This is a genomic window from Collinsella sp. TF08-11AT, from assembly GCF_003437035.1.
Classification (GTDB): Bacteria; Actinomycetota; Coriobacteriia; order Coriobacteriales; family Coriobacteriaceae; genus Collinsella.
Map to the genome: position 1 here is coordinate 326,782 of NZ_QSRL01000001.1, position 17,055 is coordinate 343,836.

Sequence of the window (17,055 nt, forward strand, 5' to 3'; positions counted from 1 at the left end):
CCTACCTTTCCGTGCAGCTAATGCAGGGGTCGATGGTCAGGATAATCATGGGCACGTTGGCAAGGAGCACGCCCTGCAGCGCATGTGTCAGACCCGCCAGGTTCTGCGACGTCGGCGTGCGCACGCGGAAGCGGTCCAGGTTCTTGGTGCCGTTACCGCGCACATAGTAATACGCCTCGCCGCGCGGCTGCTCAATCACAACCTCGCCGCGTGCGCCGTCGGCCGGCGTAAGCTTGGTGCGCCCGCCGATCCCGTCGTGCGGAATCTTGCCCACAAGCTCCTTAATGATGTCCATGGCCTGCGTGACCTCGGCACAGCGCACCTGGCAGCGGGCATAGCAATCGCCATCGGTGGCGACAACCGGCTCAAACGCAGCCAGGTCCGCATAGGCACCGTCGCTAAACATGCGCACGTCGTAGTCCACGCCCGAGGCGCGCCCAAACGGGCCGACCATCGACAGATCCAGCGCGTCCTTCTTGCTGATCACGCCCACGCCATGCAGGCGCTCGCCACAGCTGACGTCGTCCAAAAACGTATGCACCAGGGCCTCGTAGTCGGGACGCATGGCATCGAGCGTCTGGACAATGCCAGCCAGCTCGGAGTCCTCAATGTCGTGCTTTAGGCCGCCGATCTCGTTAATCGAAAGGATCACGCGGCCACCGCACGTGCTCTCGAAGATCTTGAGAATCTGCTCGCGCAGGGTCCACGACCGATAGAACAGCGCCTCAAAGCCAAAGGCATCGGCGAGCAGGCCCAGCCACAGCAGGTGCGAGTGAATGCGCGAAAGCTCGTGCAAAATGGTGCGGATATACTGCACGCGCCCGGGCACCTCGATGCCGAGCATGCGCTCGCAGGCGCTGGCATAGCCGTAACTGTGGCCCACGGCGCAGATGCCGCAGATGCGCTCGGCGATGTAGCCAAACTGATGCATGTCGCGCTTTTCGGTGAGCTTCTCGAGTCCGCGGTGCACAAAGCCGATCTGCGGAATTGCCTCGAGAACGCGGTCGTCCTCGATCACCAGGTCCAGATGAAGCGGCTCGGGCAGCACCGGGTGCTGCGGGCCAAACGGAATAACGGAGCGATGTGCCATGGACCTTACGCCTCCTTTTTCTGCTTGTCGCGGACGACCTTGGCGGCAAGCGCCGCGCGGACCTTGGCCGCTTTCTCGGGATCCATGGCGGCGAGCTTTGCCTCCATCTCGGCGGCTTTAAGTGCGGCCTTGGCCGCGGCCTCGTCATGCTGAGCATCGGAGCCGGCAGCCGCAGCGGGCCGAGCGACGGCGGCGCCCGCGGCATCACCAGCGCCCGCGGCGCCCTCCCCTGCAGCAGCCGCAGCAGCGGCGGCCTTCTCGGCCACGGCCTTGCGCGCCTTGGCCTCGGCAGCGGCACGGACCTTCATGGCTTTCTCTCGCGCAGCCTTCACCTCGGGCGTGATAACGCTCATGGGCTCGGCAGTCGAGACCTGGTAGAAAAAGCCCTTAAAGTCGATCTGCATATCGGTGATGGCAAGACCGAATAGGTCGTGCGCTTCGTTTTCAAACGGGAATACCGCCGGATAGTACGAGCTGATGGACGGAATCTCCTGGTACCGATCAATTCCCTCAACCACCAGGTTCTCGATCGCATAGCTGCCGTCCTGCGCAATATGCTCCTGAGCAGCACGAACGTTGATAAACGTATAGACCAGGCGATACGATCCGTCGTCCACACAGCGCTCGGCGTGCATCTGCACAAAGCGGGCACCGGCGCCCTTGAGCGCCTGGACATGCGACAGAAGCTCGTCGAGCCCAGCGGTGGTATAGATAGCCTTTTGCATTACTCGGCCTCCTTTGCAGCGACGGGCGTCTCAGCAGGTGCGTCGCCAGCAGCGGGTGCGGCGGGCTTCCCGGCAGGCGCGTCACCGGCACCGTCAGTCCCGGCCCCCGCAGCCACAAACCCGTCCTCGCCCAGCTCAACGCCACCGTCCCAGGTGGCGGCGCCGCCCACGGTGAGCGGATCGCCGCCGGCGCGCATCACGGCCTCCTTCTGGTCCAGGATACCGCACGCCTCCACGATGGCATCGATCACCGTTTCGGGACGAATGGCGCACCCGGGCGCGTACACATCCACGGGAATCGCGCGGTCCACGCCGCCGATCACGTTGTAGGCATCGCGGAATACGCCGCCCGAGCACGCGCAAATGCCGCATGCCACCACGCACTTGGGCTCGAGCATCTGGTTGTAGATCTGGCGCACGATGGGCAGGTTCTGGGCATTGACCGACCCCGTCACCAAAAAGATATCCGCATGCTTGGGGTTGCCGGTGTTGACCACGCCAAAGCGCTCCGCATCGAACAGTGGCGTGAGCGAAGCAAGCACCTCGATATCGCATCCGTTGCAGCTCGAGCCGTCGTAATGAATAACCCACGGCGAGCGCGACATTTTATGATCCATGGATGCCGCCTCCTAAATAAACACGTCGACGAGGATGGGCATAAGGTTGAGCAGGCCAAACACCAGCGCCACGCCCCAGCCGAGCTTAAAGCAGCTGCGCCAGGTGCTGCGTGCGAAGGTGTTGTCGATCAGCACCTCGACAAAATACGTCGCGGCCATCACGACCAGGGCTACGACCCAGCTCACCGGGTTGTCCCAAACAAAGAACATGCCCACCCACATCAAAAACAGCACGGTCTCGCACCAGTGCATAAGGGTCATCTTGGCCAGCGTGCCGCCGCTCATCTCGGTGGCGATGCCCTGGACAATCTCCTGATGCGCGTGATGCGAGTACGAAAGGTCAAACGGCGACTTGCGTAGCTTGATGGTGAGCACCGCAAGCAGCGCCAGGAAAATGGGCGCACTGTACACGATGATGGGCGCCGACTGCCCGGTCACGGCGATGGAATCGAAGCTATCGGTGGCAAGATACAGGCCCACGCTCATCAGCAGAACGGCGGGCTCGTAGCTCATAACCTGCAGCAGCTCGCGATCGGCGCCGACCTGCGCAAACGGGCTTTGCGTCGAGGCGGACGCCAGCACCACAAAGATCGCGGCGAGAGTCACCATAAAAGCGCACAGCAGCGTGTTGGAGCCCGACACAAAGATGCCGCCGCCCACGACGGTAAAGATGAGCGCGCACGCCATATAGGTATCGTCCATGGTGTTTACGCTGGCAGGGGCCTTGCGCAGCAGCTTGGCAACGTCGTAGAAGGGCTGCAGCAGGCGCGGGCCCACGCGGCCCTGCATGCGAGCCGAAAGTTTGCGGTCGATGCCGTCGATCAAGCCGCCCGCAAGCGGCGCCAGCAAGGCAAACGCCACGGTGCCAATATAGATGCCCACGACGCCCGAACCTTCGAAATACTTGCCGCGCAGCACCGAGGGCGCGCTCATGGCAAGCCGCTCGGGCCCAATCCATGCGCAACACAGCAGCGCAAACAAGATAATGCTGCAGCATACGACGCTACCCGCGGGGCCAATACGCTTCTCGCCAAGGGCGTCCTCCGAGTACCAATTGCGCTTTTCGGCCTTCACCTCGTGTCCCATCGAGCCGCGGAAATGGCGATATTTGTCGGTTCCCACGCCCGAAAGGTACACGTTGACGTGCGGTTTGTTGCTCACGCGGAATGACGTCAGCAGCACCACGGCGATAAAAGCCACGATAACCACCATCAGATACATGGCGTCCTTGCCAATAACGTACGGCACGCGGCCAAACACCATGGCCAAGTAAGGCGACACCAGGCCGCTCGAGATGAGCGGGAACGCCACGCAGCAAAGAATCAGCAGCGCGGCGATGGTGTTGAGGGCCATCCATTCGGTCTTATGGACATTGACCTCAACGTTTTGAGCCGTGGGGTCGACGCCCGAAAGCTTGGCAAGCCACTTGCCCCAGAAGAAGAACGTCGCGGCCGAGCCAAAGGCAAGCACCATGATCATGAGCACGTTGCCGGTCTGCGCGAACGCCACCAGGGCGCCCCACTTGGACACGAGCATGCCAAACGGTGCCACGAACATGCCCATGATGCCCAGCATCATCAGACGCGTAAGGTGCGGCATGCGGCTGAACATACCGTCCATGTCCTCGATATTGCGGCTGCCGATATGATGCTCGGCCGTGCCCACGCACAGGAACAGCAGCGACTTGGCCACCGTGTGGAACAGGATCAGGAAGATGGCGGCCCATACGGCCTCGGGCGCGCCGACACCCAAGCAAGCACTGATGAGGCCCAAGTTGGAAATGGTGGAGTACGCGAGGACGCGTTTGGCGTTGCTCTGCGAGATGGCCATGAGGGCAGCGAGCAAAAACGTGATGGCACCCACGCTCGTGACCATAAAGCCGGTCACGGGATAGATGGCATAGAGCGGGCTGAGCTTGACCATCAGGAACACGCCGGCTTTGACCATGGTTGACGAGTGCAGCAGGGCACTCGTGGGCGTGGGGGCAACCATGGCACCCAATAGCCAAGTGTGGAACGGCATCTGTGCGGCCTTGGTGAGCGCGGCAAGCGACAGCAACAGGACCGGCATCACCAGCAGCGCGGATTGCGCGGTTCCGGCGCTGGAAAGCTCGATCATGCCCGAGATGGTCAGCGGCATGCCGTTAACGTGCAGGTACATGAGTCCGGCCAAAAACGCGATGCCGCCCAGCATGTTGAGGATGATCTGGGTGAAAGCGTTTTTTATGGCCTCGGGCGTGCGCGTGTAGCCAATCATGAGGAACGAGCACACGGTGGTGATTTCCCAGCCACAGAACAGCCACTCAAGGTTGTCGCTTGTCACGATGACGAACATGGCCGAGAGGAACAGGAACATAAGCGCCAGGAACTGCGGGCGACGGTCGGGCGCGGTCTGCCCGCGCAGCGCAGCCTCGTGCTCGTCGTGGGCCTGGAAGTCCTTCATGTATCCCAGGGCATACACGCAGATCAGGCTGCCGACGATGCCGACGGCGAGGACCATGATTACGCTCATGTAGTCCAGGTAGAGCGGGGTTGCGGTAACGGCTTCAGTCGCGGGCAGCGTCATGGCTGCAAAGGCGAGCGAGCCCACCAGCTGGACTATGCCGAGCACCGTGGTGAGCGCGTTCCTATATTCGTACGCGTTGTACAGGATGACGGCGCACAGGATGACGTCGATAACGGAACTGATGATCGAGAGCACATGCGAGGTGCCGGGAGCAACCTCAAAGCTCTGTGGACCCGTGCCAAAAAACATGACGGCGACTACAACTGTCACCGCCATAATAATGCCGGAGCCTATGAGCCCCACCGCATCGCGGGCGCGGTCACCGCGCGCGAGCAGCATGCCCAGCGCCGGTACCAGCGGAAACAGGGTAAGGAAATACAGTAGCGTCATACCATCACTCCCCCATGCAAAAACGCTGCAATTGTTTAACGTTATAGCTCAGTTGAGGAGTAGCGGCGGCAGGTTTTCGGTCAACTGGGGAGTTTTAGGCGTACGGGGTAAGGGCACGCCTGCTTTGGAGCAGAGGCGCGGCAAGAAAAATGCGCCCCTGTGGGCGCACCATCCCGTTCGCTATTCCGCCTTTTTAACGCGCGGCTTGCGTCCGCGCGGCTTATCGACCAGTGCGGCCTCGCCGCCGTCGCGATACTGGCGGCACCAAGCCTTAACCGAAGACTCACTGGGGATCTGGTGCTTGATCATAGCCTCGCGAACCGTCAGGCCGTTTTCCAGGCGATCCTTAACCACGGCGAGCTTAACCTCGTACGAATACGTGTGATGATGAGCGCCCGCGTTGAGCACGGCATCGGCGCCGCCCACGGCATACGCACGGGCCCACTGACGAGCCGTGGCCTGGGGAATGCCAAGCTCCGCGGCGAGGGCGCGATGGCCGACCCCCTCTTGAAGGATCTCGACGGCGCGCTGCCTAACCTTGGGCGCATGCGTGCGAGTCCTAGTTGCTTCTGACATACCTGCCACTTCTTAGCCTCAACCGTTAATCTGCTTTCTTACGTGCATGTTAGATAGTAGCATTTTGCTGTTCCCGCGTAACAGTTAATCGAAAATAGCAACGGCGGCATCTGGACATTTGCCATTTATTTGCGACATTTCTTTACGTTCTATTTACGCAGCTAGTTAGCTCGCGGCTCATTGACGGTGTTTTACCAACCAGATTGGTATCTTTTTGTTTGGCTGGTATGGTTTGTGTAATTATTAACCCCTCTTCAGCCCGCACCTACATGTCAACTTTCCACTTACTTTCCAGCTTTCCACCTAGCTTTCCAGCTTTCCACTTAACTTACCACCTAAGGTGGAAAGCTGGAAAGCTAGGTGGGAAGCTGGGGCAGCAGCAGGCCAGGAGAACAAGAAAAGGGGCGGCAACCGGGTGGTTGCCGCCCCCTTTGCGAAGCCAGTTGGCTTCGGAACTAGTGGTCGATGCCGTTGAGGTTCACCCTCGTGAGCGTATAGGTCACATAGTCGGGCGATTGAGGCGTTGCGCTCGCCACGTCACCCTTAACCAGGCTCGCTGTCATCACCAAGCGATAGTTCGCGTAGAACTGCTCACGCTGTTCAACCTGCGTGTTGACCTTAACGGTAAAGGGCAGGCTAAACGTCGTATTACCGTTCTTCGTTTTGAACTTGCCGTTCTCCTTCGAGTCAGTGAAGGTGATCGTGCTACCGGAGGGAGCGACCGCGGCAAGCTTACTCTCCGTCACTGTTACGTAGTTTGAGATATCATCCGTTACGCTCTCATACGTGCCGTCGGTTCCGCGGCGCTGAAGCGAGAGCGTGTACACAACAGAGTCTGCGTTCGCAATTGCCTCGGCGGCGTTGCTGAGTCCACCCAGTTCATACGTGGCACCCAGACCAATCGTGCCATTCGCGATCGGACGCAGGTCGTCCACGTTAATGCCAAGCTGCGACTTATCTGGCGCAGAAAGCGTAATGGTCGTATCACCCGTGTCCATGCGATAGTACCCGACGTTACCGGGCTTCGTCTGCGTCAGGCTCGAGGTATTAAGGCCTTCCTTACGCGTCGAAAGCTTGGCAGTATAGGACATCTTGGTACAGGCGTCCTCGCCAGACTGCTTGGACAGGGAGATAACCTTGTTGCAGCCGTCCGGCGTAAGGCGAATCTCTTCCACCACCGTATGCACGGTAAAGGATCCGTCCGTTGCGATCTTGCGGATTCCGGCGAGGTCATGGTCGAGCGTGAGCTTCAGCGAATCATCGCCTGTATCCGTCACGGTCTGCGTGAACGCAGGCATCGAAGCGTCACACGGCTCCCAATCGCCGCCATTCCACCTGTAGTTCTGACCGCCGATGGCAACATAAAACTTCGCAATTGCCGAGGTTCCGCTCGGGAAACTACTTACTCCCATTAGGTTGTTGTTGGCGCCATAGCGACACAGCGATGTATCGAGCTGATAGAACAGATGGTCGCTCTCTGTATAGTATTGGCTCGGGCTAAACGTAACCGTATCTTTGACGTCAAGAGAAAGAACGTAGGCGGCACCGTCCTCCGACTTCGAAACCGGAATGCACGCCCCATCTTTTTTGTCGACTACATTCTGCTCATAATTGGACAAGATGCTGTATGTCGATGCCGTACTGTTTTGAATATCGTCGCTGCCATCAGTGCGTAAAACATGATGCAGATTCCAAGATATGCGGCCACCCGAAGAATTCGAGTCAATAGACGAAGCCGTAAAACCGTTGATACTAGCTTGCGTCACGCCGTCGCCCGACTTGGGCACGTTGACAACTAGGTAGACGCTCTCCGATGCACGCTTCTCTCTGCCGGTATCCTTCTCCTTAGGTACCTTTAGCGTATAGCGACTGTTGCTGGGAACGTCAGCACCCGCAACCTTAAACAGCGTCCACTTGCCATCGAGTTTCGCCTTAGCGGTCGCCTCAGCCTCCTTATCACACTTAGTCCATGTGCCGGCGCCATCCTGCGTGGCCGACACATCCAAAATCTCGCTCAGCCATCGCTCCTGATATGGATTGCGCGCAGAATCCCTAAAGCCGTCGTTTCCGCTCAGCGAAACGCTCGTTGCTCCGCCTTCGCCCACCGTATAGTGATACTCTCTGCCACCGGCCTTGCCGTCAACGTTCGCATCGATGAGCGTAAGCTGGGTGCCCTGGGGCAACCTTCCGTCGGCACCATTGAAGAGGATGCTCTTGCCGAGCCCCTTCATCGAGCCGCCGGCAGCCATATAGCTGTCCCAGCCAAAGTCGACTTCCTTCCCATTAGCAGAATTGTATGTCCAGGTAAGCAGGCCCGTCATCGGCTCACCAAAGCTCGTAAGCACGTGTGCGTCTTTTCCGAGGTTTTTGTAATCGCTTTCTTTAAAGTTGGTGCCGTAATCATACGTTGCAGTGAAATCAATCTCGAGCTTGCGCTTAACGACGATCGGCACCTGAACGTTGTAGCTCTGACCCGCCTCGGTAAAGGTAACGGTCAGGAGCGTAAAGCGGCCCTTGCCGTTGTCCCAATCGGAGCTTGGGCTAAACGACATATTGTTCTTGCCGTTGTTCACTACGCGAAGCGTGGGATTGTTCGACGCGTCATCGTCCTTAACGAATACACCGTTCTTGAGTTGGAACACCTCCGCCTTGGCCGTCACGTGCGGATTGGTGCCATTCTCGTTATTCAATCTGCAAGCGTCGGAGAAGCCGCCGTTCGTGATGATGTTTAGATAGCTCTTGACCGTCGTGTTGTCGTTGCCAGAGATCACCAAAACGGGGAAATCCGCTGTGGCTTGGTTGCTGCTTGTATCATTATTCGAATTGAACTTACTGGCCACGGATGAGGCATCGTAGCTCGACTTATTTTGATAGGCGCCGTTGTCATTAATGCCGCCGATATTCGTGTAGGTGTAGCGATCGGCAACACCGGTGCCTGCCTCGCTCTGGACGGTCGCCGCGGTGTCGATGGTGGCGCCGTCGCCAAACAGGTAGCGATCGGTGGTGTCGTTGTCGGAGGCACGCGCCGCCAGCGTGCTTACGGGGCTCGTGGTCACATACGGGCTCGCTGCCGTGGTGGCGGTATTGTCCGCGCCGTAGAGCGTGATCCCCTTGTCAGGTGCTTCCAGTGTGTCGTTATAGTCACCAAACGCGATATACGACTTCATGTTTACGGCGGCCGCATTGGTCGTGTAAACCATCGGCGGCAGATCACGCGTGGTCTTGCCGTTGCCGAGCTTTACGTTCACGCCCGCTGCGGAGAGGCTATAGCCGTTTGTGTCAACCTCGCCTAAGAGCACGCCCTGCTTAGAGCCCAATTTGTAGGTATTGCTGTCCATGAGCACGTTTACCAGATGGAACTGGCCGCGTCCGTCGCCCGCAATGCCGCCGTTGGAGGTTCCGCCAAACGTTGTGTTAGATACCTTTGTGTTGGTGACGTTGATGACGTCGGCACCGCTGTTAATCGCGCCAAGTAGACCGCCGCTCCACCTGCCCTTGATCGTGGCGCTCTCAATCGCGATATTGTTGCAGGCTATGTTCACATTGCTGAAGTAGTAGCCGATAAGTCCGCCCGAGCATTGGTCGGTGCCGGCAATGTTGATATTCTCGACGCTACAGTCCTCAAACCAGTACGTGTTGGGGCTGCCACTGCTCGTGACCTCGCCAATCAAGCCGCCCGCATTACGGATGCTATTGTTCGTTCCGGTGGCATCGCCGATGATGGCGCTCTTGGCATCGCCTCCGGCATCAATGCGCACGTTGCTTATAGAAATAACGCCTCTATAGGCGCTTCCGACCACACCGCCGGCGCCCATGTACTTATCGGTGTTCGACCCGGTGGCGAGTACATTTACCCCAGAGATGACTGCCGTGCTCGATGCGACGGCTTCCGTGATGCCAATTTTGGTGTTCACCGATACGTTACTGGAGGTATAACCGAACACGCCGCCCACGTAGGGTGTTGTACCCGTGGCGGTTATGGTCGAGTTTTTGCCAATAGTCTTCTCGTATACCCCTGTGGCCGCGGTTGTCCACACGCCGCACGGCGAGGCGATCGCACCCACATAGCCGCCAACGTACTTCTCGCCCGTGACGCTAAGGCCAGTGTATGAGCAGTCACAGAGATTCGCGGGCGCCTGCGTGCCGGAGCCGAAATTGACCATATAGGTCACGTCGTTATCCGTCCTTCGGCTGGTGCGGCCCGAGCTGCCAAGAAGCCCTCCTACGCTCTTTGCGCCCAACACGGTGCAGTTCTTCATCTGTACGTTGCGGTAGACGCCACGCGTGTTGCCGTCGTAGTTGGCCGTTGCGCCCGCCAAAAGGCCGGTGCCGATGAGGTCGTTCGATGCCGGTCCCGAGGCAATGCTACCGTTGGCGTCTTTGTACGTGAGCGATACGTTGCAGTTACTAAAGGTGAGGTCTTTGACCTGAGCGCCGTCATTCGCGGTGACGCTCTGCCCCACATTGGTTGAGGTGAACATCACGGTGCTGAATAGGCCGCCCACGCCCGAGACCTTATAGTCGTCATCGGCATATTCGACGACGCCGTAAGTGGCATCTTTGGTGCCTACCGTGATGGTGGCCCCGTTGCCGTCGATCGTTGCCACGTGCGGCGTGATGCGGTCGCGATCGGTGGACGCCTCGTTCGAGCTGCAAGCATTGGAATAGTAACGGCCGCTGAGACCCACGTATCCCGTGCCGTAGCCGGTCATATCATAGGTGGCATTTTCCTTGAACTCCAGGCTCATGCCGATCGATTTCGACGCGCACACGTAGCCCGTTTGGTAGTCGGCAGCGTAGGACGCCACCAGGTAGGGCGAATTTACATCGTCATCATGGTTGAGCGGGCCGTGCCACCCCTGTTTGCCCGGGGCCTTCTGGTCATCGTTTTTGGCGGTTTCGAAATCGCCGGAAGCGCTCGCAGGCTTGCCCACGCAGTCGTAGCTGGCATTTCGCACCTTACCATATTCCTTGTTGCCAAACAGGTAGCCGTTTATCGCCGGGTCCTGCTTATCGCTGCCCCAGTACGCCTTGGAGCCGCGGAACACGCCATAATTAGCGTAGTCAGTATGTGCCGCTCCAGCACCCGCACCCGAGCTAATGATGGCCGAGAGCACCAAAAGGCCCTGGGCGTTTTCCACCGTGGTCACGGGTGCCTCGGCATCAGTGCCGATATACTTGTTGTCGGTGCCCGTGGTAGTGACGCAGGCAGCTCCCTTGTTTGTGAGCTCGTTGATCTTGTAGTTAGCGTTACCGTTTTCGACTTTGCAGCCCTCGCTAAAGGCATAGCCATCAATCACACGACCAACGTAGGGATTGTCGTACTGCCGGAAGTTGCCCGTTCCAAGACCCTGAGACTTGTCGCTGGTTCCAGCGCGCCAAGACGTCCCTGACATATTGCGGAAGATCACACCGCCGCCCGCAATGGCACCAACGTAACCGCCGATGGGAACAAGATGTGGCTTAGTTCCGCCACCAGCAACCGTAAAGCCGGTTGTGGAGTTATCGGGCGTTGTCCCATTCACGGCCACACCGTCGATAATGTTATCGCCGCCAAGGATGCAGCCGATAACGCCACCGAAGAACGACGTCGGAACACCGTCGGCATCCTTGGCAGAATAAGTAATAGTCGCCGACGCGTTCACATAGCGAATATTCAGATCGCGCACCACGCTGCCGTAACTATAGGGAATAAGGCCGCGAAGCGAACCCTCGTTATTCTCTATCTTGATGGTTGCCTTTTTATCACCTTTAGGGTTGCCAACGATGACGCCACGGAACGGGTTGGCTTTGTTGCCAAAACCGCCAAACGATGCGCCGTCGAGGGTGATCGTATTACCCCCGGTAGGTTCAATACTGTAGTACGCGCTTTGGATATAGCGGTGCATCATCTCGTCGGAAAGTGTGGCCGAAGGATCAGTGGTGTCGCCGGTCTTCTTTTCCCACTTCTTCCCAGTGTCTTTCGCCTGCTTATAGACGTACGTAACCTCATTGTCGGTTTTATTGTCGCTGCGGCGAGTACAGAGCGTACTCTGGTTGACGGCAATGGTGACCTCCCAACCGTCGAGCGCAGTTTGGTTGTTGATGTAGTTGGCGATGGCGTTCATCTCAGTCGCGTCCTTAACGGCATACGGATCGCCATATGTGCCGCATCCCTCTACCAGCTTTGGAATGCGCTGGTTGACTTTAATTTCATGATATTGGACGCCGCTCTCGGTGGCCTTTCCCTTATAAACATAAGGAAGATAGCCACCAAACCAAGGCCTGACGTCACCGTCCTTCTTACCATCAACCGTCACATAGCCGCTCACGGCACCATACGTCGCTTCGTCGTAATACCAAAGCTGCTTGCCCGGGTACTCCGTACTCCCATCAATCTCAGATCCGTATGTCACCTTGCCTGCATCGGCATCGGCATCGGCCTTAGTAAAGGTGTAGTCCGCAGAGCCCGTGCTCGTGCTTCCGTAGCCAAAACTCTCCAGCAGGCTCGCATGGGTGAAGATCGTTTTGTTCTTTTGGCTGGGCAAGCTGATTTGCTCAAACTTTGCCGTCACCTGATCGGCCTCACTGCCTACACCAAGCTTTCCGAACAGCGACGTAGCCGCCTTGGTGTCACTCGTGTACCCAGTAGTCTTGATATTCTTCGCGTTCAGGCTCACGTACTTCTGCATCTCGTTGATGAGCAGAGGCATATAGGCGTTAGCATCCGTGGCGCTGTTGGCGCCGTCGACAATCAGATTGTTGAGCGTAAGACCATCAATTGAGATCTTTCTAATCTTGGTGCCATTGCCGTCGCTGGACCCATACACGTAGCGGCACACGAGCGCGCCCGAAGAGCTTCCGCTTGCTCCATCAGTGTCTTCAGAGCTCTTTCCGTCATTAATAACGGGCCCAACAGTACCACGCAAAGTGACGTTTTTTACTGTGAGATCGCCGTTTGCCACCGTTCGAAAAAGACCGCAGTGCATGTTCTCGTGCTGGGTAGCATCGGAATTTAGCTTGTTGCCATTCTGCTCGGCCTTGATCTTGGAGTAACAGAAGGTAATGGTCGCATTCTCAACCGTCACCTCTCCGCTCGGCTGAGTGGGATAATAGCTGTAGCCGGCCAAATCGATTGTACCCGTTATGGTTATGGAATCATCGAGCCCTGTCGTGCCATTGGGAACGATTGTCGAACGAATACCTTCGGGAGCATAACGGTAAGCAGACCATAAGAGCAGCTTTTCCGCTGTATCGATTTGACTGCCACTAAAGCCGCCTTCACAATTCTTAGAGGCTATGTCGAGGTTGTAGAAGTAGCGGGTATTGCCGTTCGTATTCTGGCTTCGACCGAAAGACGAGCGATTATGGTAGCTGTTGTCTTTTGTGGAATCGCCGTCCATGTCCAGCTTGTTTTTCTGTGTGTGTAGCGAAACGACCGTGTTCCAGTCGGCGTCCATGAGCTTGCTGCCGTTGTTTGGTTTTACACCGCTGCCAACCCATTCATCGAAGGACGTTACGCCCGACGCAACGATGGCCCCCTCGCCGGTGGGCACCCTATAGGCGGTATCCCAATAAGCCCTGTCCTCCAAGTACAGGCCTAGGTAGCTCTCGACGCCATATGTCGTCTTATCATCCACCTTGCAGCCGCGGCAAACTAGAACGCCGAGCGTCTGAGCGGCGCCCGCATTAATGGTTGTGCCCGAGAGATCGATGGCATAGTTGTTGATAATCCAGTGGCCGCTCGCGGCGTATACAAGACCACCGAGTTCCTTGGAATCATCCGCAGTCGCGGTTATAGAAGCGTTGGTCGTTTTCAGAGCATAAGAGTTTTCATTCTTGTTAATGCTCTCATCTCCGATAGTTACGACCGCGTTGCCCCAGCTATAACCCAAGAAACCACCCGTGCCATTGAGCTTATCGCCGTTCCTGCCGACTTTCATTTCGAATGAATTGAACGAAAGGCCCGAAATGTTCACGTACTTATCAGCTGAGTTGGCTATTGTCCCTGCATTGTAGGTACTCTGTGCGATGCAGCCGATAAGACCACCGACTTGGGCAATCTTGCCGCCGGCGCAATCGCCAGTTTCGATTGATCCGGCGACTTCGAGGCCCGCAACATTGAATGACGAGCCATAATCGCCCGCATAACCAATGGCGCCGCCAATGCGACTATTGCCGTTAAGCGTTTTAGTTGCAGCGATGGTCGCTTGAGCCTTGCTGTTATCCTTAAACGCAACCGTAGAAGCCGCCAGCACGCTGCCCGCAATACCGCCAATGTTCACGTCATTGGCAAACGTATCATCGCACGCGATATTCGTTTTGCACGTTACGCCAGACAATGACAGGTTGCCGACGATGGCACACGCAAGCGACCCGGCATCGATAGCCGAACCGTTATCGAACTTCATGGAGCCAGCGATTGTGACGTTGGAGATGGTTGCACCGTTGACGGCCGCGAACAAGCCCAAGCGGCCGTGGCGGTAGATTTTGCCGTTGCCGTTGCTCGTGTTATTGCCGTCGAGCACGTCTTCACCACGCTTGCCGTACGCCTCGCCGACGGCAAGATTGATTGTGCCGCCACCGTTCAACGTTCCCGAGAAAACTTGCGAGCCGTCTGCACGATCCTGCGTGAAACCCGTCAGGCCCGTGCCCTTGAGATCAATAGTGCCGTTCACCGTAATGGTCGAGGACTGCAAGCCGTTAAGGTTGTTTTCGGTAACGCCGTCAACCATCGAGTAGTAGCCGTTGGTTTGCCAGGTAATCGCAAGCTTGGCGAAATCCTCAGCTGTGGTTAGGGCGTAGGCACCGTTAGCTGCCGTCAGCGAATCCGGCAAGGTCAACTTATGAGTGTCCACATCAAGCTTAATGAAGTCGCCGCCCAGACGAACAACTTCACCGTAGGTCGCGATGTCGTCCGTCTTTGAGGCTGAGTTGCTACGCTTGAAGGTCCAGACCGCAGCGCCCTTGTCTCCCAGATCACCATTAGAGCCATTGCCGGCAGCGAAGATCAGCGCGTTGTGGTTCTCGTATACGAGCTGACCCGTCGTGGCGTTCTCGGCAAAACTTGCGCCCGACAGATCCGTGATGCCGCTGAATTTGATTACAGCATTCCACGCGGATCCCGCAATTCCCGCGGCACGGTTGCTTTGCGCCTTACCGATAGGATTGTCGCTTGTAAGTTTGAAATCTCGCACGTCAAGGACATTGCGCGTATCGACAACGCCCACGGCGCCACCGAACTTTCCGGTACCCGTTCGCGCCGAAGCATCTCCCTTGCACGCAACCGTCACGCCGTTGAAGACAACGGCAACGGGCTGCGAGTTAGGATTTGCGCTATCGCCAACATAGCCAACAACGCCGCCTGCGTCGGACAACTTGCTCGCAAGGTCAAACTCAATTGAGCACGTATTCTTATTATCTGCATCCTTTTCAACAACAAAGGCGCGCAAAGCGCCGTCGTCGTCCGTTTTCGTCGCGAACACCTTGCCGACAAGGCCGCCGTAGCTGCCGTTGACACTAACATCTTCTGGTAAGGCGAGTTTGCTCTTATACGTCCCGCCTTGCACCACGATGTCTCCATTAGAGATATCGGCCATGCCAAAAAGAGCGCCGGCGCGCTGCGACGCACCAAGAGTCACAAGGTCGCCCAGGTCGAACATATTGGACGTAACGGCAAATCCTTGCGCAAAGCTCACGTCGCCGATAACGCCACCAGAGCAAGCGCTGTTCTCGTCGCCAATATTTAGAGGACACCCAATCTGCTTATTATCCGCGCCCAGTGTGAGCACGGTCGCTTTACCAATAAAACCGCCGCTGGCAGTTGTGCCCTTGACGGTGAGCGCGTGTAGGTCGAGAGCTTTCGCGACGTTGACCATGGCACCCGTGCTCGAGCCAACGAGTCCTACAACGCCACCGGCGGAGCCGTTCGTAGACTGGACGGTGGCGGTGGGAACGTTTGCCAGAGTGCCAATGCTCAGGGTCGCACCGTCCTTGACTTCGCCTACGAGCAGGCCAGCGTTGCCAGAGCTCGTTTTGACGGCTCCGCCTGAGGTCAGATCGTTGGGGAATGTGACGGACTCAACCGTCAAGCTCCCGCTCTCGACCGTGTTGGCAATCAAGCCAATGTTGCCCGTCGCATTCGCGTTGAGATTCTTTCGAGAATCGGTGAGGCTATAGGTAACGTTCGCAGCAAGGTTGCCCGTCGTCGCACCCAGGAGGGGTGCCGTCAAGGCGGAAGTCGTATCCTTCACATCAACGTTCACGGGTTCCACGATGTCAACCGACGCGTTAAGCGTCTTGCTCTCTTCGCTGTTTTCCGCACCGCTGACCTTCGAAGCGACCATCGGCGCGCTATAGCTAGTCGCGCCCACCCACTTCATCTTGACCATATTGTTTTGGTCGGTCAGCTTGAGGCTATTAAAAACCGTCCGATCAGTCGTGAGCTCGACGGGACTATCAACGCCATTCAGCGACCTATAGATCCTGCCTTCAAACGGATGCTCATCGCTGCCAAAGCCCTGGAAAGATATATCGTTCTTTGCCCCGTTCTTGGCCGTCTCGGTGAGCTTCGCATCGCCCGTGATGATAACCTTGATCTGCGCATCATAGTAAAGCGAAGCGTCGGCGTTAGACAGGGCGGCGAACGCCTCCGACGACTTGACATTGAGGCTTTTGATTCCACTGTTATCTTCTTTGAGCTCGATGCCTTCCGCACCATTAGCCTCGAGCAGCTCGACAAGCTTTTTCAAATCCGTGATCGTCGCACCCGCCTGGGCCTCAGCGTCCTCCGAAGTCGCATCATCGGCATCTTGCTCGGCGTCGTCAGCGGCGGCATCGTCAGCGGCATCGTCGCCTTCCGTCTGGTCGCCCGTGGAATCGGAACCCATGGCGCTATCGGTGGTATCGCCTGCTGCAGCGTCATCCTTCGCCGCGTCATCCCCAGCACTGTCGCTGTCGGCGCCGGTATCACTCGACCCAGACCCGATCGTGACATCGCCGTTGGTCTCGCCGCCCTCGGCAGTATCCAACGCCTTCGCAGATGCGGCAGCAATCTCGTTCGAGATGTTCTGCCAGCCTGCCGCCACAGCAACCACCGTGGGCGAGCATGCTTGGAGCACCATGACCACCGTCATGAACTCTGCGAGTATGCGCTTTGCCGTTCTCATCGATT

6 protein-coding genes are annotated in these 17,055 nt (G+C 57.6%); all 6 read right to left on the reverse strand.

What is annotated here, in order from left to right; all coding sequences use genetic code 11:
• Position 1: 1 nt before the first annotated feature.
• Entirely contained in the window at positions 2 to 1,090 is a 1,089-nt protein-coding gene (locus tag DXC79_RS01340) for a nickel-dependent hydrogenase large subunit (RefSeq protein ID WP_117634596.1), read from the reverse strand.
• A 5-nt stretch (positions 1,091 to 1,095) separates the two neighbouring features.
• Complete coding sequence (locus DXC79_RS01345; protein WP_117634598.1) at positions 1,096 to 1,815, reverse strand: NADH-quinone oxidoreductase subunit C; 720 nt, start codon at positions 1,813 to 1,815, stop codon at positions 1,096 to 1,098.
• Positions 1,815 to 2,432 (reverse strand): NADH-quinone oxidoreductase subunit B family protein, encoded by a 618-nt coding sequence (locus DXC79_RS01350; protein ID WP_117634600.1) that lies wholly within the window; start codon positions 2,430 to 2,432, stop codon positions 1,815 to 1,817. Before DXC79_RS01350 ends, DXC79_RS01345 begins: the two co-directional genes overlap by 1 nt.
• 12 nt (positions 2,433 to 2,444) lie before the next feature.
• The gene (locus DXC79_RS01355) at positions 2,445 to 5,327 is read right to left on the reverse strand and encodes a proton-conducting transporter membrane subunit (RefSeq protein ID WP_117634601.1); all 2,883 of its coding nucleotides are present in this window, start codon (positions 5,325 to 5,327) and stop codon (positions 2,445 to 2,447) included.
• A 180-nt stretch (positions 5,328 to 5,507) separates the two neighbouring features.
• Complete coding sequence (locus DXC79_RS01360) at positions 5,508 to 5,903, reverse strand: helix-turn-helix domain-containing protein (protein ID WP_117634603.1); 396 nt, start codon at positions 5,901 to 5,903, stop codon at positions 5,508 to 5,510.
• 455 nt (positions 5,904 to 6,358) lie between these two features.
• Positions 6,359 to 17,050 carry a hypothetical protein gene (locus tag DXC79_RS01365; RefSeq protein ID WP_117634605.1) on the reverse strand — a complete coding sequence of 3,564 codons (10,692 nt, stop codon included), beginning with the start codon at positions 17,048 to 17,050 and terminating at the stop codon, positions 6,359 to 6,361.
• Between the last annotated feature and the right edge of the window lie 5 nt (positions 17,051 to 17,055).

Coding starts and splice junctions, on each gene's coding strand:
- DXC79_RS01340 (WP_117634596.1), bottom strand. CDS start 1,090: ATGGCACATCGCTCCGTTATTCCGTTTGGCCCGCAGCACCCGGTGCTG.
- DXC79_RS01355 (WP_117634601.1), bottom strand. CDS start 5,327: ATGACGCTACTGTATTTCCTTACCCTGTTTCCGCTGGTACCGGCGCTG.
- DXC79_RS01365 (WP_117634605.1), bottom strand. CDS start 17,050: ATGAGAACGGCAAAGCGCATACTCGCAGAGTTCATGACGGTGGTCATG.
- DXC79_RS01350 (WP_117634600.1), bottom strand. CDS start 2,432: ATGGATCATAAAATGTCGCGCTCGCCGTGGGTTATTCATTACGACGGC.
- DXC79_RS01345 (WP_117634598.1), bottom strand. CDS start 1,815: ATGCAAAAGGCTATCTATACCACCGCTGGGCTCGACGAGCTTCTGTCG.
- DXC79_RS01360 (WP_117634603.1), bottom strand. CDS start 5,903: ATGTCAGAAGCAACTAGGACTCGCACGCATGCGCCCAAGGTTAGGCAG.